Raw genomic sequence first — 24,722 nt, forward strand, 5'->3', positions numbered from 1 at the left:
CGTGAATCTGCTGCCACTGCCGCCGAACGGCACCACCCCGCTCCGTGTGCTCACGATCGCGGGGACCGACTCCGGCGGCGGGGCGGGGATTCAAGCCGATTCCCGCACCATGGCGTTGTGCGGCGTGCATGCCCTCGTTGCCGTCGCCGCGGTGACGGTCCAGAACTCGTTGGGTGTCAGCGGCTTTCACGAGATTCCGCCGCACATCGTCGCCGACCAGGTGCGTTCGGTCGCCACTGATATCGGTGTCGGCGCCGCGAAGACGGGCATGCTGGCGTCGAGCGCGATCATCGAGGCGGTGGCGGGCGTGTGCAACGAGGTCGGGATCGGGCGGAGTGGAACCGTTCCCCTCGTGGTCGACCCCGTCTGCGCGTCGATGCACGGCGACCCGCTCCTGCACCCAGAGGCGCTCGATGCAGTTCGGCACACCCTGATTCCGCTGGCCACGATCGTCACACCGAACCTCGACGAGGTCCGGTTGATCACAGGGATCGACGTGGTCGACGACGCGACCGCCCGCCAAGCCGCCCAGTCGCTGCACGCTCTGGGTGCGCAATGGGCTTTGGTCAAAGGCGGGCACCTGCGCACGTCCACCGAAAGTCGCGACATCTTGTTCGACGGCGATCGTTTTCTCGAGTTCACCAGCACGAGAATCGACACCGGAAACGATCACGGCGGTGGCGACACCCTTGCTGCGGCAATCGCATGCGCGTTGGCGAACGGCTACGACGTACCGAACGCCGTCGAATTCGGCAAGGAGTGGGTTACGCGGTGTCTGGAAGCTGCCTACGATCTCGGCGCCGGCCACGGACCGGTGTCGCCGCTATGGCGGCTGCACGAGTAGATCGTGCACGAGTAGCTACAGGGGCTTGAGGGCGAAGATCCGCAGGTCCTCCGGAACGCCCGAAAGCGGGGCGGCGAAGAAGCTGCGGCGGTACGGCTTGATCGTGAAGCCCAGCTGTTCCAGGGTGTCTGGGCGCAGTGATTGCAGCGTGTTTGCGGAGATCATGGTGTTGCCGTTGCCGCCGGCCTCCATGACGCGTGCCGCGATCGTCACGTCCACCCCCAGCCAGTCGCCGCCGATTTCCTTCGGGGCGCCGGTATGAATCCCCACTCGCATCTGCGGTTTGAAGCCCGCCACCTCGACGTGCTCGAGATGCTCTCTCGCGACGACGACCGCCTGGACCGCGCGATCGGCCGACGTGAACACGGCCATGAGTCCGTCGCCCATGCGTTTCACCACGTGCCCGCCGCGTTCGACGATCGGCGGTTCGATCGCCTTCGCAACGCCGCGCAGCAACTCCAGAGTTGCGTCGTCGCCCGCGCCGAGGGACCAACTGGAGAATCCGACCAGATCCGTGAAGACGATAGTGACCTCACGGCTACCTTTGCCGCGACCGACTCGTTCGAGGCCTGCTTGCCAGACCTGGAGCGCCCCGAGACCGAGTTCCCGTGCGACACCGCCTTCGTCGCCGACCAGCCGGTCCGCCGCGCGGGCCACGGCGGACGCGCCGCCAGGGCCTGCGGTCGAGAGTGGATCACCGAAACCGGGATCACCGGGCAGCAACGACCGAAAGCGACGAATCGCCGCGATCAACGTGGGCCTGCGATTGGCCTCTTCCAACCACTCAGCAAACCCACGGCGACCTGCATTTTTGACCGCGCTCGACCCACCTTGCGCGTCGGCGACGGGGTGCGGTTCCCGTTCGCCGATGGGTCTGTCGGCCACCGGACGAGCGTATATCAGCGCACCGTCAGGTGACTTGTTACTTGTCATCGCCCCGCGCCGATGCACGGTCGGCGCGCGACGGCACGCCGTTCGGGCCTTCGATCGACAAGGCGTACGTCGCGACGGAGTACGCCACCGCGTCGCCATTGCGACCGAAAACTTCGCGGTTCACATTAGCTAGAGTGTCGCCAGGCGCATGGTAGTTAGGGTCGAACGGCTTGTCAGCCTCCCCGCCCCATTTGGCCGCCTCAGCTGCGGACTTGATCTCTTCCGCGCCGGAGAACACCCCACCCGAGGGGATCTTGTGTTCGATGAACGGGCCGTAATCCGAGCGGCCGTCGAAATCGGTTCCGTCGGGCGTGACACCTTCGCGCAAGAGAAACGAGTTGAAGACCCGCTCGATCGCCGCGGAACCATCCGGACCTGCCGGCTCGCCGAGCTTGTCGGAATTATCACCGTCGTAGGTCAGATACCCAGGGTTCGGCGATCCAAGCATGTCGAAGTTCAGGTACATCGCAATGTCGAGTCGTTGATCGGGACTCAGGTGGTCCACATAGTCGGTCGAGCCGAGCAGACCGAGCTCTTCCCCACCCCACCACGCGAAGCGGACCGCGTTCGCCACGTTCGGCTCGCTGCCCAATTGGAGGGCAGTCTCGAGTACGGCCGCACTGCCGGTTCCGTTGTCGTTGATGCCAGGGCCCTCAGGGACGCTGTCGAGATGCGCCCCGACCATGATCACGTTGTCGGCCGAGCCGGTCTTGGTCTGGGCGATGATGTTCTTCGACTTGAGGGTCGTGGACTTCGAATCGATCGCGAGTGTTGCTTCACCGCTGCCGACAAGGGCGTCTACGTCTTTGTCGCTGATCGCCGCGGTCGGGAGCTTTGCCGAGTTGTCTTCGCCGAGAGTGCCGACGCGGATGTCGTCTCCGGCGACGACGACAAGTAGGGCAACGGCGCCGTGTTCGGCGGCAAGCTTTTCCTTGGCGGCGAACGTACAGTCGCCGCGGTGGACGAGCGCGATCGCACCGCGGACGTCGATTCCGTCGTAATCGGTCGCGTCGCAACCAGGCTTGTCCCCGGTCGGAAGAACCGCCAGGCGGCCCCGCACACCGTCCTTCGGTGTGGCGGGCGAATAGCCGAGCGCCGAAATCTTGAAATCGCGGTCGCCGGCCTTCAGGCTCTCTCCGTTCACCTCGAAATCGTGGATGTCGAACTCCGGGGTCTGGACGTCGAAACCCTTCTCTTTCAACTTCGATGTGACATACGCAACGCTCGCGTCGTAGCCCGTCGTCCCGGCAGCGCGATTGCCACCGTTCTCACGTGCGATCTTGTCGAGTGCGTCCAGGTGCGCGACCATCGCGTCGGTCGTGACAGCGGCAGCAAGCCCGTCGGGGGTGAGCGGTGCCGATTGCTCGTCGGACGAACTACAACCCGCCGCGACCAGCGCAAATGCCACAGCCGAGATGGCGATGCGTGCTGCCGTCTTCATCGATTGGTTCCCTCCCGCTACAAACCAACACATTACCTACATACGGCGGGCGGCCCGACGCAGTTCAGCGTCGGGCCGCACGCACGAGTAACGGTCAGGCGTCGCGCTTGTTGACGACGAACACAGCCGCGCCGAGGATCACGAAGACGAACACCGCGAAGTAGACGAGGCTGCCCCACGGTCCCCAGTGGAAGTCGATCCCGTTGTCGCCGCTCAGGAAGTTGTTCGCATTCTGAAAAGGCAGGAACGCCTGGATCTTTCGCCCGACATTGCCGAACAGTCCGAACAACGACTCGATCAGCAACGGCCACAGGACGAGCAGCGAGATCGCGCCTGCGGACTGCCGCAACAGGACGCCGATTGCAATCGCCAGAGTGACGCACAGGAAGGCGTAGATCGGTACTCCGTAGATGCCGCGCCAATCCGCTTCGCTCGACAACGTCAGCGCCTGCTGGGCTTCGGAGTTCGCGACGAGGCCCGCGATGATGTACGCACCGAAGGCCAGTGCGGTTGTGAGGACTGCGCCGAAGAAACCGACGATCGCCACCTTTGCAACCACGACGGTCGTCCGCTTGGGCACCGCCTGGAAGGACGTCTTCAGCGTGCCGAACCGGTACTCGCTCGTGACGACGAGAGCCGCCAGGATCATGAGGACCATGACGCCGAATCCGGTGATTCCACTCGATGCGGTCCCGGTGGTCAGGCCTGGGAAGCCGCCCGCTTGGTCCGGATGCGCGACCGCCTGATTGGCGAACACACCCATCAATGCGGCGAAGCCGAGGCCGAGCGCAATGATGATGACCGTGCACCACAACGGCGACCTGGTCGATGTGATCTTGATACGTTCTGCAGCCAATACGCCCATCAGAGCGCACCTCCCATTACTTCTTGAAAGTCTTCGCCGTGGTACTGGACGTCGCCGCCCGTGAGCTTCATGAATGCCTCTTCGAGTGAGGCGCGTTGCGGCGCAAGCTCGTACAGCGTGATTGCGTTCTCGCCCGCAAGCCGGCCGACGTCGTCGGACGTGGTTCCGAGAACCGACAGCGCCGGTCCGTCTTCGCCGATGCCGTCTTCGCGAACGGTCAGTCCGCGCGAGGTCAGCAGGCTGCGAAGCAGGTCGAGCTGAGGGCTGCGCACCCGGACCGTCGACTCCGACGAACGTTCGATGAACTCGCCGACCGTGGAGTCCGAGATCAAACGGCCGCGGCCGATGACGACGAGATGCTCAGCGGTCTGGGCCATTTCGGACAGCAAGTGGCTGGACACCAGGACCGTGCGGCCCTCGGCTGCCAAGCGCTGCATGAACTTTCGGATCCAGACGATGCCTTCCGGGTCTAGGCCGTTGACCGGCTCGTCGAACAGCAGTACCTGCGGGTCCCCCAACAACGCGCCCGCAAGCCCGAGCCGCTGCGACATACCGAGTGAGAAGCCACCCGCCTGCTTGCCTGCGACCTCGCTCAGCCCGACCAAGCGCAACACCTCGTCGACGCGGGATTTCGGGATGCCGTTGGACGCGGCCATCCACTGCAAATGGGCCCGCGCCGATCGGTTCGGGTGCACCCAACGGGCATCGAGCAACGCGCCGACCTGGCGCAGTGGGTTCGTCAGTTCGGCATACGGCTTGCCGTTGACGAGTGCGACGCCGGAGGTCGGGCGGTCGAGCCCGAGAATCATCCGCATCGTGGTCGATTTGCCTGCACCGTTCGGTCCGAGGAAGCCGGTCACGTGGCCCGGTTGGACGGTGAACGATAGATCTTCGACGGCCGCTGTCGCCCCGAAGTGTTTGGTCAATCCCCTCAATTCGATCATGTGACCAGGATGCCGGAGATCGTTAGCAGGCACATCGACCGGAGGTCGCGACTCGGGTCATCCTTAAGGATGACCCCCAGGCACCGAAGGGGTCGCTACGTCACCCCTTCGGTTGATGTTCCACAGGGGGTCGATCGGCGAAGTTTAAGCGTAGAAGAAACACTCGCTCGAACAGGAGCCGGCAATGCCGAACCCCCCTACTTCACGTCTGGCACCGGACGGAGTCGCGGCCGCGACCGCTGACTGCACACTCACCAACATCGATTTGTACCGCTGGTCGAATCGGCTCACGCGAGTACTGGCCGATCACGGCGTCGTGAGCGGGAGTCGGGTCGCAATCGTGCTGGACCACTCGATCGAGTCGATGGTCGCCAGCGTGGCGGTCGCCAAGATCGGCGCGCGCGAAATCGCCGTCGATCCACGCACTCCTCGAGCGAACTGGAATCGAGCCCTCGCAGCTACGACTGTCGGGGTGACGACGAGGGCGCATCGCGAACGCCTGTCCGACGCGGTCTGCTGGCTGGTGCTCGACGACAGGGCAACCGTCATCAGATACAAGACAGTCTCCGACGAATCCGTCGCCGAATTCGAGCTTCGCCGCTCCACCCCGATATCCGCTTAGGGACGCAACTACCTGCCTGGTGGGTGCGATCCGACCAGGCGCATCCACGTAGCCCACTACTCGTTTCCTACCGATTCGCTGCTCATACGCTGGCGAAGACGGCTGATTCGCCGCCGGAACGCGCCGGCAGACAGCGAGGTCACACATGCACGAACAATTCCGGGCGTCGATCGACAGCTCGTCAAACCTATTGGGTGCCAACATTTTCCCCCTCTCTGCAGCGCAGCGCGGCATTTGGTTCGCGCAACATGTGGCTGGCGCAGCGCCGATATCGATCGCGCAATACGTCGACATATCGGGGCAACTCGACATCGATGCGCTGACGGCGGCAACCCGTCAGGCGGGCAGGGAGTTCGGCACCGGCTACCTCCGATTGGTGGAGTTCGACGGGGTGCCGTATCAGGTCGTCGACGAAACCCTCGACGACGAGCCCGCATTGCACGATTTCCGTGGCGATCGGGATCCGGTGGCCGCAGCACACGCCTGGATGGACGCCGAGTACTCGGCGCCGCTGGACCTATTGCGCGATCGTCTCGTGAAGGCCGAACTCCTGCGGATCGGAGACGAACGCTGCTTCCTGTATTCCCGCATTCACCACATCGCGTTGGACGGGTACGCCGCGATGACGATGGTGCAGCGGATCGCCGCGCTGTACAACGCGCGAGTCAACGGGGAGCAAGAACCGCCCCGGCTCGCGGACGATCTGCTGTCGATCGTCGAATTCGATGCGGCGTACCGACGCTCGCCCCGTTTCGCGGCCGACGGTGAGTACTGGCGCGAACACCTCGCGGGATTGCCCGAGGTCGTCAGTCTTGCCAGCGGCCGAGCCCCAGTGCATTCCCATCCGCGCCGCGTCAGTGCAGAATTGCCTGCCGAGACGTCCGCCCTGCTCGACGCGCTGGTCGCAGCCTCGAATTCCAGCGTCGCGGTCGTCATCGTCGCGGCGTTCGGCACCTACATGTCACGCATGACTGGGCACTCCGACATCACCCTGAGTTTGCCGGTGTCCGGCCGAACCACTGCTTCCCTGCGACGGTCCGGCGGCATGGTCGCCAACGTCGTGCCACTGCGCGTGACTCTCGACCGAACCACCACAATCGGGCACCTGGTCCGGACCGCGCAGAGCGAGTTGACCGGCGCGCTGCGCCGACAGCGTTATCGCCAGGAAGACATCATGCGCGACCTCGGCTACGCGCGCGACAACACGGCGTCGTTCGGACCATCGGTCAACATCATGGCGTTCGACGCTCGGATCGAATTGGGCAAGTCCGTCGGCACGCTGCACGTGTTGACCTCCGGCCTGATCGAGGACCTGTTCGTCAACCTGTATCCCGGGATCGGTGGGTCGAGCACCCATATCGACTTTCAAGCGAACCCCAACATGTACAGCGACGACGAGCTGCGTGGTCACCACGCCCGGTTCCTCGACTTCCTGCACGGATTTCTCGCGGCAGGTCTCGACTCCCCGCAGTCGTCGCTCGAACTCATGACCGGTCGAGAACGAGCCGAGCTCGTCCCAGCGTGGGGACGACAGTCCGAACCACCGTCCACACTTCCGACGATCTTGGAGAAAGCGGCTGCTCGGAATCGAGAACACCCAGCCCTGATCATGGGCGATACCGAGGTTACCTACGCGCAACTGGAACGCCGGTCGAATAGCCTCGCGAACGTCCTGCTCGACATGGGCGCTCGCCCGGAAACAACTGTTGCCGTTGCTCTTTCGCGATCGATCGAATCGATTTGCACACTGTGGGCGATCGCCAAGACCGGCGCGGCATTTCTGCCGGTCGACCCGACCTACCCCAGGGACCGGATCGAGCACATGCTCACCGATTCCGGCGTTCGGACGGGGGTCACCACCCGCGCGGACAGAGCCGGACTGCCGGACTCGGTCGAATGGCTCGTGATCGACGATTTCGCCACCATGCGAGCCATACGGATGAGCCCGGATACACCGATCACCGACGATCACCGAGGTGCATCGATACACCTCGATCACGCCGCGTACATGATCTACACATCGGGCTCGACGGGGAAACCCAAGGGCGTAGTCGTGACCCATCGCGGACTTGCCAACTTCGCCGCAGAGCAACGCGATCGCTACGTCGTCGACGCCTCCGCACGCGTTCTGCACGTGTCGTCACCCAGCTTCGATGCCTCCTTGTTGGAACTCCTCCTCGCCGTCGACGCAGGCGCGGCCCTCGTGATTGCGCCGAAGGACGTCTTCGCCGGGCCGCCGCTCCAGCAACTACTTGCCGACAAACGGATTTCACACGCGTTCATCACGCCTGCCGTTCTGGCCACTCTGGATCCGACCGCGCTGCCACAACTGCGCGTCCTCACCGTCGGCGGCGAGGCAGTGCCCACCGACCTGGTCCAGCGCTGGACACCCGGCCGGCAGTTCCATATCTGCTATGGGCCGACGGAAACGGTCATCGTCGTGCTGATCAGCAGCGCCCTTGGCGTGGCCGATCCAGTGAACCTCGGTGGACCGATCCGCGGCGTGGCGGCGGTCGTCCTCGACGAATGGCTGCAGCCGGTTCCTGTCGGCGCACCCGGCGAGCTCTACATCATGGGTGTTCAGCTCGCCCGGGGCTATCACCGTCGTCCGGCGTTGACCGCCGCACGATTCGTGGCGAACCCGTTCGGCGCTCCGGGTAGTCGGCTCTATCGGACCGGCGACGTTGTGCGCTGGAGTCGGCCGGGAACTCTGGAATACATGGGCCGCAGCGATTTTCAAGTCAAGATTCGCGGTCTCCGGATCGAACTTGGTGAGATCGACGCGGTGCTGATGCGTGACGACAGTATTTCTTTCGCATTGACCCGCTCGGTGCAGACCCCCTCCGGGGGAACAGTTCTCGCGGCGTATGTACAGCCGAATGCGAACACCGCCGTCGACGTCGGCCGATTGAAGAGTTACGTCGCCCAGTTCCTTCCCGAGTACATGGTGCCCGGGTCGATAACCGTCCTCGATTCGTTCCCCCTCACTCCAGTCGGCAAGGTCGACCGCACTGCTCTTCCTGCACCAGATTTCACGGCTCAGAGCGCTACCGCACGTCCGCCGACGACTCCGCGCGAGGAAGTCCTCGTCGCACTCTTTGCCGAATTGCTCGCCGTCGAGTCTGTCGGTGTCGACGACAGCTTCTTCGCCCTCGGGGGCGACAGCATCCTGTCGATCCAGCTCGTGGCCCGCGCAAAGGCTGCCGGCGTAAACATCACGGCGCGCGACGTATTCGAACGAAAGACCGTCGCCGCCATCGCGGCTGTTGCAACCGACGCTCAGGCCCAAGAGAAATTGGAAGAGCTGGAAGGCGGCGGTATCGGTCCAGTCGCGATGACGCCCGTCATCGCAACAATGCTCGCTCGAGGCGGACCGATCGATCGCTTCAGTCAGGCAGTACTCGTTCGGGTGCCTGCCGATCTCGACCCCGAGATCCTCACAACTGCACTACAGGCGGTAATCGACCACCATGATGTGCTGCGTGCACAGCTCGCCGACGGCCCCGCTGGAACTCGGCAGCTCGAGTGCCGCTTACCGGGAACAGTCGTTGCCGCAGATCTGTTCAGCCACATCGTGGTTGGAGCAGATGAGACATCGGATGCTGTTGCCGAGAGGGAATTACACGCTGCCGCAGATCGATTGGACCCAGCGGCGGGCACGATGTTGCAAGCGATCTGCATGTCGCAACCTGGCCTCGACGGCCTACTGTGGCTGGTGATTCACCATCTCGCGGTCGACGGCGTGTCCTGGCGAATCCTTCTGCCCGACTTGGTGACTGCATGGTCGATGGCAGCGAACGGCACGCCTGCGATGCTCGGCGAGGTCGGGACGTCGTATCGACGATGGGCCCATGCATTGACCGAGACCGCGCACGACGCACGGCGCGTCGAAGAACTGCAGCGCTGGCGGCAGGTCGCGCAGGCCGAAGACCCCACTCTCGGTGCTCGCGCGATCGATCCAGCCGTCGACACAGTAGCGACTGCTGCCGAATTCACGGTCACTCTCGACACGGCGACGGCGAGCAGTGTGCTCACCACCGTCGCCGACAAATTCCACTGCAGCGCCGACGTTGGAATGCTTGCGGCACTTGCGATCGCCGTCGCACGGTGGCGCCGACAGCGCGGCTGCGACGGCGACTCGGTGGTACTGAACCTCGAAGGTCATGGACGCGAAGAGGGAATCGCTGCAGGCGCGGACCTGTCGCGCACCGTCGGGTGGTTCACCACGATCTATCCGGTTGCATTGCGCTGCAACGACATCGTCGCCGGCAATGGATCCGACAGCGGGCTGGACGCCGCGATCAAGGCGGTCAAAGAGCAACTTCGCGAGATGCCCGACCGCGGCATCGGATTCGGCCTGCTGCGCCACCTGAACGCCCACACGGCGGAGTCCCTCGCAGGCCACCGCGAACCTCAGATCAGCTTCAACTATCTCGGCCGAACCGGTGCCGGTGGCGGCGACGGGGTCTGGCTGCCGATCCGATTCGCCGCGACGCGCGACGCCGCGATGCCGTTGCCTGCGGTGCTCGATATCAACGCACTGACTCGCGACACCACGGCAGGCCCCGAGCTAGACGTGACGATCACCTACGCGTCGAAGCTCTTGGACGAGAACGATGTACGCGAGCTCGTTCGGATCTGGGTCGAGGTCTTGCAGGCCGTCGCCGTTCGAGCTGCCGTTCCCGGTGCCGGTGGCCACAGCCCGTCGGACTTCCCGTTGACCTCGGTCACCCAATCCGAGATCGACCGATGGGAAAAGCGCTATCCGGCACTGACCGACGTCTGGCCGCTTTCCCCGCTGCAGTTCGGCATGCTCTTCCACGCGCTCTACGACACCGAGACTGCCGACGACTACACGGTCCAGGTCCGGATGACCGTGAGCGGTCCAGTCGATTCTGCCCGCATTCGCCGAGCGGCACAGCAACTCGTCGATCGCCACGAAATTCTGCGCGCTGCATTCGTGGAGACGGATTCGGGACCGCGCCAGGTCGTCGTCGCCCATGCGGAAATCGATTGTCGTGAAATAGATCTCACCCATATTGTCGACGACGAGGAGCGTGCCGACGCTGCCGCCCAGGCGATTGCCAGCGACAAGGCAACGCGCTTCGACCTCTCCCGGGCACCGCTTCTCCGCGTCACCTTGATTCGCACGGGCTCCGACCAGCATCAGCTACTGATGACCAACCACCACGTGGTGTTGGATGGCTGGTCGACGCCGTTGCTCGTGCAGGAGTTGTTGCTCCTGTACGCCGATGTGCCTGCGGCACACTTGACACCGGCTCGTTCGTATTCCGAGTACCTGTCCTGGCTGAGCAAACAAGACCCCGAAGAATCGAGAGCGCCTTGGCTGCAGTCACTTTCCGGCGTGGAAGCCCCGACCCGAGCAGTGCGCAGACTGGCACGCATCGAGTCGACCCAGACCGGAAGGGTCTCGACCGACGTTGGCGCAGACACGATCGCCGCTATCGGGGCTCTCGCGCGCGACTACAGCGTGACACCTAACACGGCCATTCAGACGGCGTGGGCGATCGCGCTGTCCACCTTGACCGGTCGCAACGACGTCGTGTTCGGCGGCACAGTGTCCGGGCGGCCGCCGCAACTGGCCGGCGTGGAGTCCATGATCGGCCTCTTCATCAACACAGTTCCGGTACGGGTGACACTGGATCCGCGCGAAACCGTCGCGCAACTATTGGTTCGCGTCCAGCACGAACAATCCGCGGTCCGCGAGGTCCAACACGTCGGTCTCGCCGAGATCCATCGGGAACTCGGACTTCCCGAACTGTTCGATACGTTGACGGTGTACGAGTCCTATCCCGTCGACAAAGGTGCGCTGGGGCGTTCGCTCGAGGTTGCCGGCATGCAGGTGCTCGATATCGAGATCGACGATGCGACGCCGTACCCGTTGAGCCTGATGGCAATTCCGGCCAAAACCAGCGGGATTGCGGGCGGTGAATCCCTGAAGTTGTTGCTCAAGTACGCCGCAGACGAGTTCGACGACGGCGCAGCACACGAGCTTTTGACGCGATATCTCCGGCTTCTCGACGATCTCACGCGAAACCCGCATGCCCGCGTCGGATCGCTGCAACCGTCCAGCTCTGCCGAACGTTCGACTCTCGCACCGGTTTCCGGCATGCCGCAGGCAGAGCCGGCGACGCTGCCCATGCTTCTGCGCACTGCGGCAACTATCGACCCCGACGCAGTCGCGGTGTCGTCGGGCGACCACGACCTCACCTACCGTGAGATCGACAGCTGGTCCAATCGTCTCGCCCGCGTGCTGCTCCGGCACGGCGCCGGACCGGAAAAGTTCGTCGTTATCGCGCTGACCCGGTCGGTCTAGTCGATCGTCGCCGTGTGGGCTGTCGCGAAAACCGGTGCGGCATTTCTTCCGATCGATCCGAACTACCCGCCCGACCGGATCGAGCACATGGTGACGGACTCTCGCGCATCGGTGGGCGTGACGGTCCTGAACGAAGGAGCCAACCTCCCGGCAACGATCGACTGGTTGTTGCTCGACGACATCGCAACGATCCGACGGACCATGACGGTCAGCGACGAACCGCTCACCGATTCCGACCGCGCACCGATTCACCTCGATCAGACGGCGTACGTCATCTACACCTCGGGCTCGACCGGAAAGCCGAAAGGCGTTGTCGTGTCCCATCGCGGCCTGGCCAACTTCACAGCTGAGCAACGTGAGCGCTATTCCGTCGACGCGGAGTCGCGCGTGCTGCATGTCGCGTCGCCGAGCTTCGACGCGATGATGCTCGAATTCTTGATGGCGGTCGGCGCTGGTGCCACACTGATCGTTTCGCCGCCCGATGTCTACGCAGGCCACTACCTGCAGCAACTGATCGACGACCGGCGGGTGTCGCACGCATTCATCACGCCCGGTGTGCTTTCGACGCTCGACCCTTTCGCGACCCCTACCTTGCGGACGTTGGTGGCAGGTGGCGAGGCGGTGCCGGCCGAACTGGTCCAGCGTTGGGCCCCAGGCCGTAACCTGCACAACGGTTACGGACCGACGGAGACCATCATCATGGTGGCAATCAGCCACGCGATGGACCCGAACGAACCGGTCACGATCGGCGGCCCAATTCGCGGCGTCGAGGCTGTCGTGCTCGACGCCTGGCTGCGCCCGGTGCCACTCGGCATAGCCGGCGAGCTCTACATCGGCGGCGCGCAGCTCGCCCGCGGGTACCACGACCGACCAGAACTCACCGCCGATCGGTTCGTCGCGAATCCTTTCGGAAAGCCCGGTGCACGGCTTTACCGAACAGGGGATGTCGTGCGCTGGATCATGGCATCGAGCGGCGATCTCGAGCTGGAGTATCTGGGGCGCACCGACTTTCAAGTCAAGATTCGCGGCTTGCGAATCGAATTGGGGGAAATCGACGCCGTCCTTTCTGCGGGCAACGACCTCGAGTACGCCGCCACACTCGGCCTGCGCGGCCCGGCGGGGTCCACCGTTCTCGTGTCGTATGTCGTGCCCGCCTCGGGAGCCGCCGTCGATCCCGATCAGTTACGCGAACGAGTCGCAGCGGCGGTACCCGGCTACATGGTTCCGTCGGGTGTCATCGTCCTCGACGCGGTGCCGTTGACACCGGTCGGCAAACTCGACCGAAGCGCACTGCCGATGCCTGATTTCTCGGCTGGTCGCAGCCCATTCCTTGCGCCGCGAACACCTGCCGAAGAGTCGGTCGCTGCGGTGTTCGGAGAAGTGTTGAATCTCGACCGAGTCAGCATCAACGAATCCTTCTTCGATCTGGGTGGCAACTCGTTGCTTGCGACGAGAATCGTCGCCCGAATCAACGCGACGCTGGAATCGACTGTCTCACTGCGTGATCTGTTCGATGCCCCGACGGTAGCGCAGCTGGCCGCGCGGCTGCGACCGGCGTCGGATCGTCGCGACCGAACACAGCTCGTGGCCCGGACCCGACCAGAGCGGATTCCGCTTTCGGCGGCGCAGCAACGGATGTGGGTACTCAACCAGCTCGATACCGATTCCCCCGCCTACAACGTTGCGATTGCCCTGCGGCTCACCGGCAACCTCGATGTCGCGGCGCTCAACACTGCAATCGGCGACGTGATCGGCAGGCACGAAAGTCTGCGGACGATGTACCCGTCCGATGCCCTGGGTCCAGTTCAAGTGATCTTGGCGCCCGCCGCGGCGACGCCGGAGCTCACCGCGGTTACTGTCGCTGCGCGAGACGTGTTCGAACACGTTGCCGCGCTGGTAGGCACCGGATTCGATGTGACTGCGGGAGCACCGTTGCGCCTGGGACTGCTGCGCCTTGCACCGGATATCCATGTCGTTGTAGTCGTGGTCCACCACATCAGCACCGACGGCGTGTCGATGGCACCGCTCGGCGCAGATCTCATTGCGGCATACGCGGCTCGTGCCGAAGGTCTTACGCCCCAGTGGGAACAGTTGCCGGTGCAATATGCCGACTTCACCCTCTGGCAGAGCGACGTCCTCGGTGACGAGAACGACGACGAGTCGCTCGCTGCGCGACAGGTCCGGTTCTGGTCGGAAACCCTCGCGGATTTGCCCGAACGCCTGGAGTTGCCTACGGATAGGCCACGTCCGGCCGTTCAGACGATGCGCGGGGCGAGCATCGAGTTCAGCATCGACGCTGCAACGCACCGCAACGCAATGGAATTCGCTCAACAACGCAACACGAGCCTCTTCATGATCGTGCACACGGCGCTCGCCGTCGTACTGGGGCGACTGTCCGGAACCAGCGACATCACAGTTGGCACACCGGTCGCGGGCCGTTCGGAACAGGCCCTCGACAACGTGGTCGGGATGTTCGTGAACACGCTCGCGCTGCGCACAGTGATCGATGAGCAGGCCACTATTGCGGACCTGCTCTCGAACGTCCGCAATGTGGATCTCGATGCGTTCGCCAACGCCGACATCCCATTCGAGCGGATCGTCGTAGCGCTCGACCCCACCCGCTCCGCCTCGCATCACCCGATCTTCCAGGTCATGCTGTCCTTCGAGAACTTCGCCATACCCGTGGTCGAATTGCCTGGTCTCACAGTTCGACTCGAAGATCTTCGACGCGAAACCGAGCAATTCGATCTGTCCCTCGTATTGCGCGAGAACGCGGGCGGCCTGACCGGCTCGCTGAGCTATGCGACCGACCTCTTCGACGCGGCCACAGCCCGCGCCTTCACTGAACGCTTCGCCAGCGTTCTCGCCCAGGTCTGCACGCAGCCCGACCGACGGGTCGGCGCGCTCACCGTGCTTTCCAACACCGAACGCGAGGCATTGGTTCCCGCGCGCGGTCGAGATGGTCTGCCCGCTCGAACGTGGCCAGACCTATTGACTTCCGCTGTCGCATGCCACGCCGACGACCCAGCGCTGATCGCGGGTACCGAGACGCTGACCTATCGCGAGCTGGATGAACGGTCGAATCGGCTGGCGCGCGTACTCATCCGGGCCGGGGCGCGACCGGAGTCCATGGTCGCGGTTGCGCTACCTCGCTCGGTCGAGTCGGTCGTGACGATGTGGGCGGTCGCGAAGACGGGCGCTGTGTTCGTCCCTGTCGACCCGAATCATCCGGCCGAACGGATCGCTCACATCCTCGGCGATTCCGGCGCTCTTATCGGAGTGACCGCAGCAGGGTGGCGCGAACCCATCCCGGAAACTCTGGAGTGGGTCGTGCTCGACGATCCAGCCGTGCAGTCGACGTGCGCTGCGGCGGAAGCGACGCCGATCACCGACGACGACCGACGCAGTCCGCTACGGATAGAGCACTGCGCGTACATCATCTACACGTCCGGTTCGACCGGACTACCCAAGGGTGTCTGCGTAAGTCACCGCGGGCTCGCCAGCCTGGTCGCGAGCTCGGCCGCTGCCCGCGCTGCGGCTCTGCCGCCGTTCCGGATCACCCACCTCAGCTCACCGGTCTTCGATGTGTCGGTGGAGGAGCTGCTTGTCGGTTTCGCCGCCGGCGCGACCTCTGTCATCGTGCCCACGTCTGCGTACGCGGGTCCAGAGCTCGCCGAAGTACTTGTCGGACAACATGTAACGCATCTCGATGTGACGCCGGGTGTGCTCGCAACCCTCGACCCCGACGACGTCGCGGACCTGCGATCGGTGGTGGTCGGCGGCGACGTCTGCCCACCCGACCTGGTGGCCAAGTGGAGCGACCGCGTGCGGATGGTCAACGCATACGGACCGACGGAAACGACAATATCGGCGACCTACAGCGCACCGCTGTCGCTCCACGACTCGATCTCGATCGGCAGCCCAGCCGATGGAGTGTCCGCACTGGTCCTCGACCGGGCGTTGCGACCGGTTCCGGTCGGCGTCACGGGCGAACTCTATCTCGGCGGCGACGGACTGGCCCGCGGATATCACCGCCGTGCAGGACTTACAGCCGACCGGTTCGTTGCCGACCCGACCGGGAACGGGGACCGTATGTATCGAACCGGCGACCTGGTCCGTTGGAACCCCGACCACACACTGCACTACGTGGGCCGCAGTGACTTTCAAGTCAAGATTCGTGGTCAGCGCATCGAGCTCGGCGAGATCGATTCGGCACTGCTCGCACACCGCACGGTCGGCCAGGTCACGACCATCGGGCACACGAGCGCTGCGGGGAAGACTTCGCTGGTTGCGTACGCCGTCGCGGCAGAGAACGAATCGCCCGATTCTGCGGAACTGACCGAATGGCTGCGAGATCGCTTACCCAGCTACATGATTCCCGCGTCCATCATGATCATCGAAGCGATCCCGCTGACGCCGATCGGCAAGCTCGACCGCTCCGCATTGCCCGAACCCGTATTCGCGGTCGAGAGCGAGTATCGCTCGCCGCGAACACCTTTGGAAACAGCCTTGGCAGCCTTGTTCGCCGAGGTGCTCGGTCGCGAACGCGTCGGCATCGACGATTCGTTCTTCGCCCTCGGTGGGGATTCCATCATGGCGATTCAGCTGATGTCCCGGGCGAAGGCCCAAGGCCTGCGATTCAGCGCTCTGCAGATCTTCGAGCACCGAACAGTGGCCGAGCTGGCGACGGTGACCGATACCGCAGTAGTAGTTTCGCTCGAGGAACTGGAGGGCGGCGGCGTCGGATCGATGCCGATGACGCCCGTGGTTCGCTTCATGGTGGACGAGGGTGGCGGCTTCGACCGGTTCGTTCAGTCCGTGACCCTCGCTCTGCCCGTGGGGATTTCGCGACCAGATCTGGTCGCGACACTCACCGTCGTCATCGATCATCACGACATGCTGCGGTCGAGCCTGCGGCTCGAAGACGGGCAGTGGCAACTGGCGGCAGGACCGGCAGGCAGTGTCGTGGTCGACGACGTGGTCCATCGAGTCGAATTCGATGCCAAGATCGGTGCGCAGGAGCTACACGACCTGGCCGAGGCCGAACTCGATTCCGTCATGGATCGGCTGTCTCCTGCAAACGGCAATGTCCTGCAATGTGTCTGGCTCGATCCGGCGACACCCGACCGTGGCGGCATTCTTGTCGTCGCCGCGCATCATCTTGCCGTCGACGGCGTGACGTGGCGAATTCTGGTGCCGGACCTGCTGTCCGCATGGGGCCAATTGTCCTCGGGCGCAACACCGGTGCTCCCGGAACCGACCACGTCGATGCGGCGATGGGCACATGCGCTGGCGGACGAGGCGCACAAGCCCGATCGAGTGGCAGAACTTTCGTTGTGGCGCAGCATCATCGATGGTCCTGACCCGCTCGTCGGCGGACGCGACCTCGACCCCGCGGTAGATCTGGCAAGCACGGTCCAGACGGTCACCGTCGAGGTGTCCGCGGAAATCACCGACGCCCTGCTGACCCGGCTACCCGCCGCCTTCCACGGCGGGGTCAACGACGGGCTGCTGACCGCGCTGACGTTGGCATTGCTGACATGGCGGGGGCGGCGCGGAGTGACCGAAGCCTCGGCACTGATCCGCCTCGAAGGGCACGGTCGCGAAGACGCCGTCCTCCCCGGCGCAGACACCTCGCGGACGGCGGGTTGGTTCACCACGCTCTTCCCGATCCGGCTCGATCTCCGCGACATCGATACCGACGAGGCATGGTCAGGCGGCTCGGCGATGAACAATGCGATAAAGGCCGTCAAGGAGCAACTACGTGCGGTGCCAGACAAGGGAATCGGCTACGGCCTGCTGCGTTGCCTCAACGAGGAGACCGCTCCACAGTTGCCACATCGGCTACCCGGCCAGATCAGTTTCAACTACCTCGGCCGCGTCGGCGCAGCCGAAATGCCCGAGGGCTTAGCAGGACTCGGCTGGCTTCCGACCGACGAACTCGGCGACCTTGCGCTCCGCATGAATCACGACATGCCGGCAGCCGCCGTGATCGATGTCAATGCCATGGTCAAGGGCGACCGCCTTTCCGCCCATTTCAGCTACCCGGAGACGTTGCTGGATCGTGGCGATGTCGACGAGTTCGCCGACCTGTGGCTGGCTGCCCTCGCTCAGGTCGCACGGCATGCGCAGTCATCGACAGCGGGCGGTCACACACCATCCGATTTCACCCTCGTCGACGTCGCGCAGCGCGATATCGAAGTGTGGGAAGCGCGTTATCCATCGTTGGACGACGTCTGGCCACTGTCACCGCTCCAGGCTGGACTGCTGTTCCATGGAATGCTCGCCGATTCGTCGGTCGACGCCTACGTCGTCCAGCTGGTTCTCACCCTTTTCGGAGACGTCGACAGTGCTCGACTTCGCGTCGCGGCGCAGGCGATGACGTCGCGGTATCCGAATCTTCATGCGGCATTCGTGGTCGACTCCAGCGGGCAATCGGTCCAGGTTGTCGGGCGAAACAGCGCGGTCCCGTGGGCGGAGCTGGATCTGCGCGACGTGGCCGGCGCCGATCGCGATGCGAGGTTCGCCGACATCGCAGCAGCAGACCACACCGCCGGCTTCGATTTCGCAGCTCCGCCGCTGATTCGATTCACCCTTGTACGGGTCGGCGAGACCGCCTGGAAGCTGATCGTCACAAACCATCACATCCTGATGGATGGCTGGTCCATGCCGCTGCTGATGCGCGACCTTCTCGTGCTGTACGCCACGCGAGGCGACACATCGGCCCTTCCTCCCGTCGCCTCGTACAAGACCTATCTCGCATGGCTCGCGGACTGGGATGCGACAACCTCGGTCCAGGCCTGGCGCGACGCGCTCGCAGGCATCGACGAGCCGACGCTCCTCGCCGCACCGAACCCAGAACGACGAAATTCCGGCACTGGCCGGATCGAGTTCGGCCTGAACGAGGAGCAGACGGTGGCAGCAACCGAGGTTGCCGCCCGGTTGGGCATAACGATGAACACCCTCGTCCAGTGCGCATGGGGCATTGTGCTCGGGCACGCTCTCGGTCGGGATGACGTCGTGTTCGGTGCGACAGTCTCGGGGCGGCCACCACAGCTGGCGGGAGTCGAATCCATGGTCGGCCTGTTCATCAACACCATTCCGGTCCGGATGCGTTTCGAGCCCAGCCACACCGTCGCCGCGTTGTTACGACAGGCGCAACACGATCAAGCGAAGCTGCTCGATCACCACTACCTGGGCCTCCCAGCGATTCACTCTGCAGTCGGCAGCGGCGCACAATTCGACACGCTGGTGGTCTACGAGTCCTATCCCGTCGACGCAGAAGGTCTCCGCCAGCAGGCTGCAGACATCGATGGCATGTCGGTCGGCGGAATCGAAGGCGGCGACACAACCCACTATCCGATGACCCTTGTCCTGCACAAGGACAACTGCCTCGAAGGCATTGCGACCTACGCCCTCGATCTTTTCGACGAGGTCTTTGCCGAGGCGATGGTCGATCGGCTGGTCCGTGTACTCGCCGCTGTTGTCGACGATCCCGAGGGCAGTGTCGGTGACATCGAGCTGATCACGAAGGCCGAACGCACAGAACTGGTTACGCGGGTCGGCGCCAATGGTTCGCCACCTGGTCTGCTCTCCGACCTGATCACACGGGCAGTAGAGCGAAATCCGGAAGGGATCGCGATTACGTTCGAAGGCGCATCGACGTCCTACCGCGCATTCGACGAAGCGTCCAATCAGCTGGCGCGAGTTCTTATCCAACGTGGAGTCGGACCCGAAGATGCTGTCGCGCTTGCTATTCCGCGCTCGACTGAATCAGTGGTGGCGCTCGCAGCAGTAGCCAAGTCAGGTGCCGCTTTCGTCCCGGTCGATCCAAAATACCCCTCGGAGCGGGTAGCCGACATGATCGCGGATTGTGGTGCGACGGTGGGATTTACGTTAACGAGCCTACGTCCGGAATTGCCCGATTCCGTATCCTGGATAGCGTTGGACGATCCGTCCTGCGTCGCTGCCGCAACGCTGTGCTCGGCAGCCCGGGTAACCGACGCCGACCGGATTCGGCCGTTGCGGCCGGCTCATCCGTCCTACGTCGTGTACACGTCCGGATCGACTGGGGTGCCGAAAGGCGTTGTGGTTACTCATGCCGGCCTACCGAACTTTTCCGCCGAGCAACGCGAGCGGTACACGGTGACGACAGAGTCACGCATCCTGCATTTCGCGTCTCCGTCGTTCGACGGCTCGGTACTCGAATTCTTGATGGCGATCGGTGCCGGCGCGACCTTGGTCGTCGCGCCGCCGACGATCTACGGCGGCGCAGATCTGTCCGCGTTCATCGCGCAGGAGCACGTGACGCATGCGTTCATCACAACTGCGGCGCTCTCCTCCATGGACCCGACGGGACTCGACTCGTTGCGAGTTGTCTGCACCGGGGGCGAAGCGTGCCCGCCAGATCTGGCAGCGCGGTGGGCAGGTACCGACGCCGCAGGGAGCAGGAATTTCTACAACGCCTACGGACCGACGGAGACGACGATCATCACGATGATCAGCAACCCGCTGACCGCGCAGTCACTCCTCACGATCGGCGGACCGATCCGTGGAACGCAGGCGTTGGTCCTCGACCGGCAGCTTCGCCCGGTTCCTCCGGGTGTGCCCGGTGAGCTGTACATCAGTGGAGTACAGCTGGCACGCGGCTATCGCGCGCGCCCGGAATTGAACGCCGCCCGGTTCGTTGCAAATCCGTTCGCGGTCGGTATCGGCGACCGAATGTACCGCACCGGCGACATCGTGCGCTGGACCGCGCGAGGTGAGTTGGAATTCATCGGACGCGCGGACTTCCAGGTGAAGCTTCGCGGCTTCCGTATCGAACTCGGTGAGATCGAGGCGGTGCTCGCCGCCCTGCCGACTGTCGGTCAGACCACGGTGATGGTCCGTTCCGACTCCGTGGCAGGCGATCAACTGGTGGGTTACCTCGTGCCGGCAACACCGGAGTGCGTTATCGACACGGCCGCAGTGCGCGCCGCGGTCGCCGAGAAACTGCCCGCGCATATGGTTCCAGCCGCATTGGTGGTCTTGAACTCGTTGCCGCTCAACATCAACGGCAAGGTAGACCGAAAGGCGCTGCCCGCCCCGGACTCGGGGACCCGCGAATACCGGGCGCCGTCTACCCCGCTGGAGCGGACCATTGCCGACGCATTCGCCGACACGCTCGGTGTCGAGCAGGTAGGTCTCGACGACTCGTTCTTCGAACTAGGCGGCAATTCATTGCTTGCGATGGCCGTGATCGGCAGATTGCGAAATGCCCTCGACACCCCCATTCCCGTGGTGTGGATCTTCGACGAACCAACGACGGCCGCTCTGTCGCGACGGATCGCCGCGTCCGACGGTAGTGAGAGTGACGCCGACAGCGGAGGTCTCGGAATGCAAGTCCTGCTTCCGATCCGGCTCGGCGGAGATCGCGAACCACTCGTTTGTATCCACCCCGCCTCTGGCATCGCGTGGTGTTATCAAGGCCTCGCGGAGACGGTGGACCCGGGACGGCCGATCTACGGACTGCAATCCCCCGATCTCAGCGGCGACGACAGCCCGCCCGCCTCGGTCATCGAGTTCGCTGATCGATACGTGCGCGAGATCCGGTCGATCCAACCCCACGGTCCGTATCACCTGTTGGGGTGGTCGTTCGGTGGCGTGATCGCACACGAGATTGCCGTGCGACTGCGCGAATTCGGTGAGGAGGTCGGGCTTCTCGCAATGCTCGACTCCGACTGGGGGTTGTACGACGACGTCGACTATCCGCCGATGTCTGCGGGCGACTTCGTGCACACGTTCGGCCCCAGTTTTGGCATCGACTTCGTTCCACCGCAATTGTCTGCGTCGGAAGTCGCGCGACTGATTGCCGATCGATTCGGACTGGACGACCAATTGCTCAGCGCCGCAACGCTCCAGCGGATAACCGATGCGTACAACCGGACCGCACAGACACGCCGAGGCCACCATCGGTCCTTGTTCGACGGCGACCTGGTCTATTTCGCAGCGACGTTGGGCGAGCAAGTGCCGGAATACGGAGCAGCCGGTTGGCAACCTTTCATCGGCGGCGAGATCGTCGACTACGGCATCGCTGCCACGCACGACGACCTCACATCCCCCGACGTGCTGCCCACCATTGCGTCCGTACTCAACGACGTATTGAACAGCCGGACCCGTGCGGTGGCGCAGTCATGAATTCGGACCTGGCAGTCGTCGTCGACGGAGTCGAGAAGTCCTTCGGCACCGTGAAAGCGTTGCGCGGCATCAGTTTCGACGTCGGCCGTGGACAGATTCTCGGCGTACTGGGGCCAAACGGCGCGGGCAAGACGACGATGGTGAACATCTTGTCCACGTTGATCGATGCCGATCGCGGTCGTGCCTCCGTCGCCGGGCACGACGTCAGAACAGAGGCGCCGAGTGTGCGTCGAAAGATCATGCTGACCGGGCAGTACGCGGCCCTGGACGACATGCTGACCGGAGCAGAGAACCTGGTGATGTTCGGCCGCTTGATGGGCATGACCAAGCGCGAAGCTCGTTCGAGGGCAACGCATCTCATCAAGGAATTCGATCTCGTGGATGCGACGAATCGACGGGTCGGCACCTACTCCGGCGGTATGCGCAGACGCATCGACATCGCGTGCGGGCTCGTCGTCATGCCCGAAGTGGTCTTCCTCGACGAGCCCACCACCGGTCTGGATCCGCGCAGCCGCCAATCCGTCTGGGACCTTGTCAGCAGCTTCAAGGAATTCGGAATCACGACGTTGCTCACGACGCAATACCTCGAGGAAGCCGACGCGCTCAGCGACCGGATCATCGTGATCGATCACGGGACGGTCATCGCCGAGGGCACCGCCGACGAGCTGAAGGAAAGGACCGGCGGGAGCTACTGCGAAGTCGTCCCGCTCGAACTGACCGACATGCCGACGATCGTGGCCGAACTCGGTTCGATGTTGCCAGACGAGTATCGGACGGCGCTGCTTCGGGACGCAGACCGAGTCGTCGTGCCCGCACCTGAAGGCGCCAAGACTTTGACGGAGATTTTGCGTCGGCTCGACTGCGCAAACATCGATCTTCGTGACATCGCACTCCGGCGGCCGTCGCTCGACGATGTCTTCCTGTCCTTGACCGGTCAGGTGGCGCAATGAGTCTCGCTGCCACGGTTGCGCGCCGACCGGAGCCGACGGCCATCCGCCAGTGGTGGGTGCTCACCGTCCGCTTGACCCAGCCGTCGCTCCGCAACGGCGAGATGGTGCTCGCCGCCCTCGCGCCACCGTTGTTCACCTTGGGCTTCTACGTGCCGCTCAACATCGTGATGTCGGTGTTCGGACACGGGCTCAGCAGTTATGCGCAGTTCCTCATGCCGATCATCGTCCTCCAGTCGCTCGGATCGAACGCTCTGACAGCAGCGTTCCGATCGGCGAGCGACGCCGCTGACGGCATGAACCAACGCTTCAACTCGATGCCCATCGGACGGCTCGTTCCGTTGGCGGCACGAACGGCAATGAACGTATTCCGCGCGGTCGTGTCCGTCATCATCGCGATCATCTCCGGATACGTCATCGGGTTCCGGTTTGCGAACGGCGCACTGCACACCGTCGGCTTCTGCCTGTTCGCGCTGGCCGTCGCGACCGCGCTATCGCTCGGCGCCGACGTACTCGGGTCGCTGTCGCGCAGCCCGGAGGCGACAACGCAGTCTCTCGCGCTTCCGATGCTGATCCTCGGCATGCTGTCGACCGGTTTCGCCCCTGCGAGGCAGTTTCCTGAATGGATTCAGCCGTTCACTCGAAACCAACCCATTTCGCAGTTCGTGTACGCGCTTCGTGCACTCGCGGGCGACACAACATCCGGTGCCGGCTCGGTGTCGTGGGCGTTGATGGGTCCGCCCCTGGCATGGGTCATCGCGATGGTGGTCGTCTTCGTGCCGTTGTCGATCATCGTCAGTGCAAGGAGGGCCTAATGGCGGTCCACGAGTTGCCCGCCGAGCATTCGGTTCGCTCGCTGGTCGTGCACACTGCCATCCACACAAACAGGTTGTTGCTGCGTTGGGTTCGCGACCCGGTCACGCTGGCACAGTCGACATTGTTCCCCGCGCTAATGTTGGTCATGCTGAACATCGTTTTGGGGCGCCAGGTTTCGGCGTTCGCCGGGCATGACGCACTGCACATGACGGTACCGATGACGGCGATAGTCGGTGTGATGACGGGGTCCGTCGTCAGTGCTGTCGCGCTCGGTCGGGAACGACGAACCGGGTTGCTCGCCCGATTCTGGGTGCTGCCCTGCCACCGTGCGTCCGGCCTGGTATCGCGAATTCTTGCCGACGCCGCACGGATCCTGTTGTGCACCATCGTGATCGTGGGCACTGGCTGCGCAATCGGATTCCGCTTCGACAACGGCATCGGCCCCACGGTCTGCTATTTCGTTGTACCGCTGCTGTTCGGTTTGGCGTTTACGACGGCGGTTACGGCGATCGCGGTATTCACTGCCAAAGCTGCTCTGGTCGAAGGTATCTCGTTGGGGACCTCGCTGTTGATGTTCTTCAGCACAGGATTCGTTCCGCTGCAGGCTTATCCGCAGTGGGCGCGGCCCGTGGTCGAGCAGCAACCGATGTCGAAGGCCATCGACGCGATGATGGGACTGTCTCTCGGTGGTCCCGTGCGCGGACCGATGATCGCGGTCATTGCGTGGTCGTTATCCATCATCGCAATCTTCGCGGTCCCGGCTGCGATCGGCTATCGGCGCGCGTCCCGCAGGTGAG

At 63.9% G+C, this 24,722-nt stretch carries 11 protein-coding genes; 7 read left to right on the plus strand and 4 right to left on the minus strand.

Annotated features, from left to right (window positions below):
* Position 1: 1 nt before the first annotated feature.
* Positions 2-844, plus strand: a complete 843-nt coding sequence (gene thiD, locus FGL95_RS24090; RefSeq protein ID WP_169591750.1) for a bifunctional hydroxymethylpyrimidine kinase/phosphomethylpyrimidine kinase — start codon at positions 2-4, stop codon at positions 842-844.
* Between the two features lie 15 nt (positions 845-859).
* Here thiD and FGL95_RS24095 read toward each other — a convergent pair whose 3' ends face one another.
* The 4 genes from FGL95_RS24095 to FGL95_RS24110 all read right to left on the minus strand — a co-directional run bounded on the left by FGL95_RS24095 (position 860) and on the right by FGL95_RS24110 (position 5,027).
* Positions 860-1,729, minus strand: a complete 870-nt coding sequence (locus FGL95_RS24095) for an adenylate/guanylate cyclase domain-containing protein (RefSeq protein WP_420838082.1) — start codon at positions 1,727-1,729, stop codon at positions 860-862.
* A gap of 37 nt (positions 1,730-1,766) precedes the next feature.
* Entirely contained in the window at positions 1,767-3,218 is a 1,452-nt protein-coding gene (locus FGL95_RS24100) for a M28 family metallopeptidase (RefSeq protein WP_169591755.1), read from the minus strand.
* Positions 3,219-3,312: 94 nt separating this feature from the next.
* The gene (locus FGL95_RS24105) at positions 3,313-4,083 is read right to left on the minus strand and encodes an ABC transporter permease (RefSeq protein ID WP_169591757.1); all 771 of its coding nucleotides are present in this window, start codon (positions 4,081-4,083) and stop codon (positions 3,313-3,315) included.
* Positions 4,083-5,027 carry an ABC transporter ATP-binding protein gene (locus tag FGL95_RS24110; RefSeq protein WP_169591760.1) on the minus strand — a complete coding sequence of 315 codons (945 nt, stop codon included), beginning with the start codon at positions 5,025-5,027 and terminating at the stop codon, positions 4,083-4,085. Before FGL95_RS24110 ends, FGL95_RS24105 begins: the two co-directional genes overlap by 1 nt.
* Positions 5,028-5,211: 184 nt before the next feature.
* Between FGL95_RS24110 and FGL95_RS24115 the strand changes: the two genes are divergently transcribed.
* From FGL95_RS24115 to FGL95_RS24140, 6 genes are all read left to right on the plus strand, one after another.
* Entirely contained in the window at positions 5,212-5,649 is a 438-nt protein-coding gene (locus FGL95_RS24115) for an AMP-binding protein (RefSeq protein ID WP_169591763.1), read from the plus strand.
* A gap of 145 nt (positions 5,650-5,794) precedes the next feature.
* Positions 5,795-11,986 (plus strand): non-ribosomal peptide synthetase, encoded by a 6,192-nt coding sequence (locus FGL95_RS24120; protein ID WP_169591765.1) that lies wholly within the window; start codon positions 5,795-5,797, stop codon positions 11,984-11,986.
* A 12-nt stretch (positions 11,987-11,998) separates the two neighbouring features.
* The gene (locus FGL95_RS24125; RefSeq protein WP_169591768.1) at positions 11,999-22,162 is read left to right on the plus strand and encodes a non-ribosomal peptide synthetase; all 10,164 of its coding nucleotides are present in this window, start codon (positions 11,999-12,001) and stop codon (positions 22,160-22,162) included.
* A complete protein-coding gene (locus FGL95_RS24130) occupies positions 22,159-23,112 on the plus strand; it encodes an ATP-binding cassette domain-containing protein (RefSeq protein ID WP_169591771.1) in 954 nt (317 codons plus the stop codon). Before FGL95_RS24125 ends, FGL95_RS24130 begins: the two co-directional genes overlap by 4 nt.
* Positions 23,109-23,924 carry an ABC transporter permease gene (locus FGL95_RS24135; RefSeq protein ID WP_169591773.1) on the plus strand — a complete coding sequence of 272 codons (816 nt, stop codon included), beginning with the start codon at positions 23,109-23,111 and terminating at the stop codon, positions 23,922-23,924. The genes FGL95_RS24130 and FGL95_RS24135 overlap by 4 nt, the downstream gene beginning before the upstream one ends.
* On the plus strand, positions 23,924-24,721 hold the full coding sequence (locus FGL95_RS24140) for an ABC transporter permease (protein ID WP_169591776.1): 798 nt from the start codon (positions 23,924-23,926) through the stop codon (positions 24,719-24,721). Before FGL95_RS24135 ends, FGL95_RS24140 begins: the two co-directional genes overlap by 1 nt.
* The last annotated feature ends 1 nt before the right edge of the window (position 24,722 follow it).

The sequence above is a fragment of the Antrihabitans stalactiti genome, from assembly GCF_012932915.1.
Taxonomy (GTDB): domain Bacteria; phylum Actinomycetota; class Actinomycetes; order Mycobacteriales; family Mycobacteriaceae; genus Antrihabitans; species Antrihabitans stalactiti.

Excerpts from the sequence above, each read along its gene's own strand:
- FGL95_RS24100 (WP_169591755.1), bottom strand. The coding sequence starts at position 3,218 with ATGAAGACGGCAGCACGCATCGCCATCTCGGCTGTGGCATTTGCGCTG.
- FGL95_RS24105 (WP_169591757.1), bottom strand. The coding sequence starts at position 4,083 with ATGGGCGTATTGGCTGCAGAACGTATCAAGATCACATCGACCAGGTCG.
- FGL95_RS24110 (WP_169591760.1), bottom strand. The coding sequence starts at position 5,027 with ATGATCGAATTGAGGGGATTGACCAAACACTTCGGGGCGACAGCGGCC.
- FGL95_RS24115 (WP_169591763.1), top strand. The coding sequence starts at position 5,212 with ATGCCGAACCCCCCTACTTCACGTCTGGCACCGGACGGAGTCGCGGCC.
- FGL95_RS24120 (WP_169591765.1), top strand. The coding sequence starts at position 5,795 with ATGCACGAACAATTCCGGGCGTCGATCGACAGCTCGTCAAACCTATTG.
- FGL95_RS24130 (WP_169591771.1), top strand. The coding sequence starts at position 22,159 with ATGAATTCGGACCTGGCAGTCGTCGTCGACGGAGTCGAGAAGTCCTTC.
- FGL95_RS24135 (WP_169591773.1), top strand. The coding sequence starts at position 23,109 with ATGAGTCTCGCTGCCACGGTTGCGCGCCGACCGGAGCCGACGGCCATC.
- FGL95_RS24140 (WP_169591776.1), top strand. The coding sequence starts at position 23,924 with ATGGCGGTCCACGAGTTGCCCGCCGAGCATTCGGTTCGCTCGCTGGTC.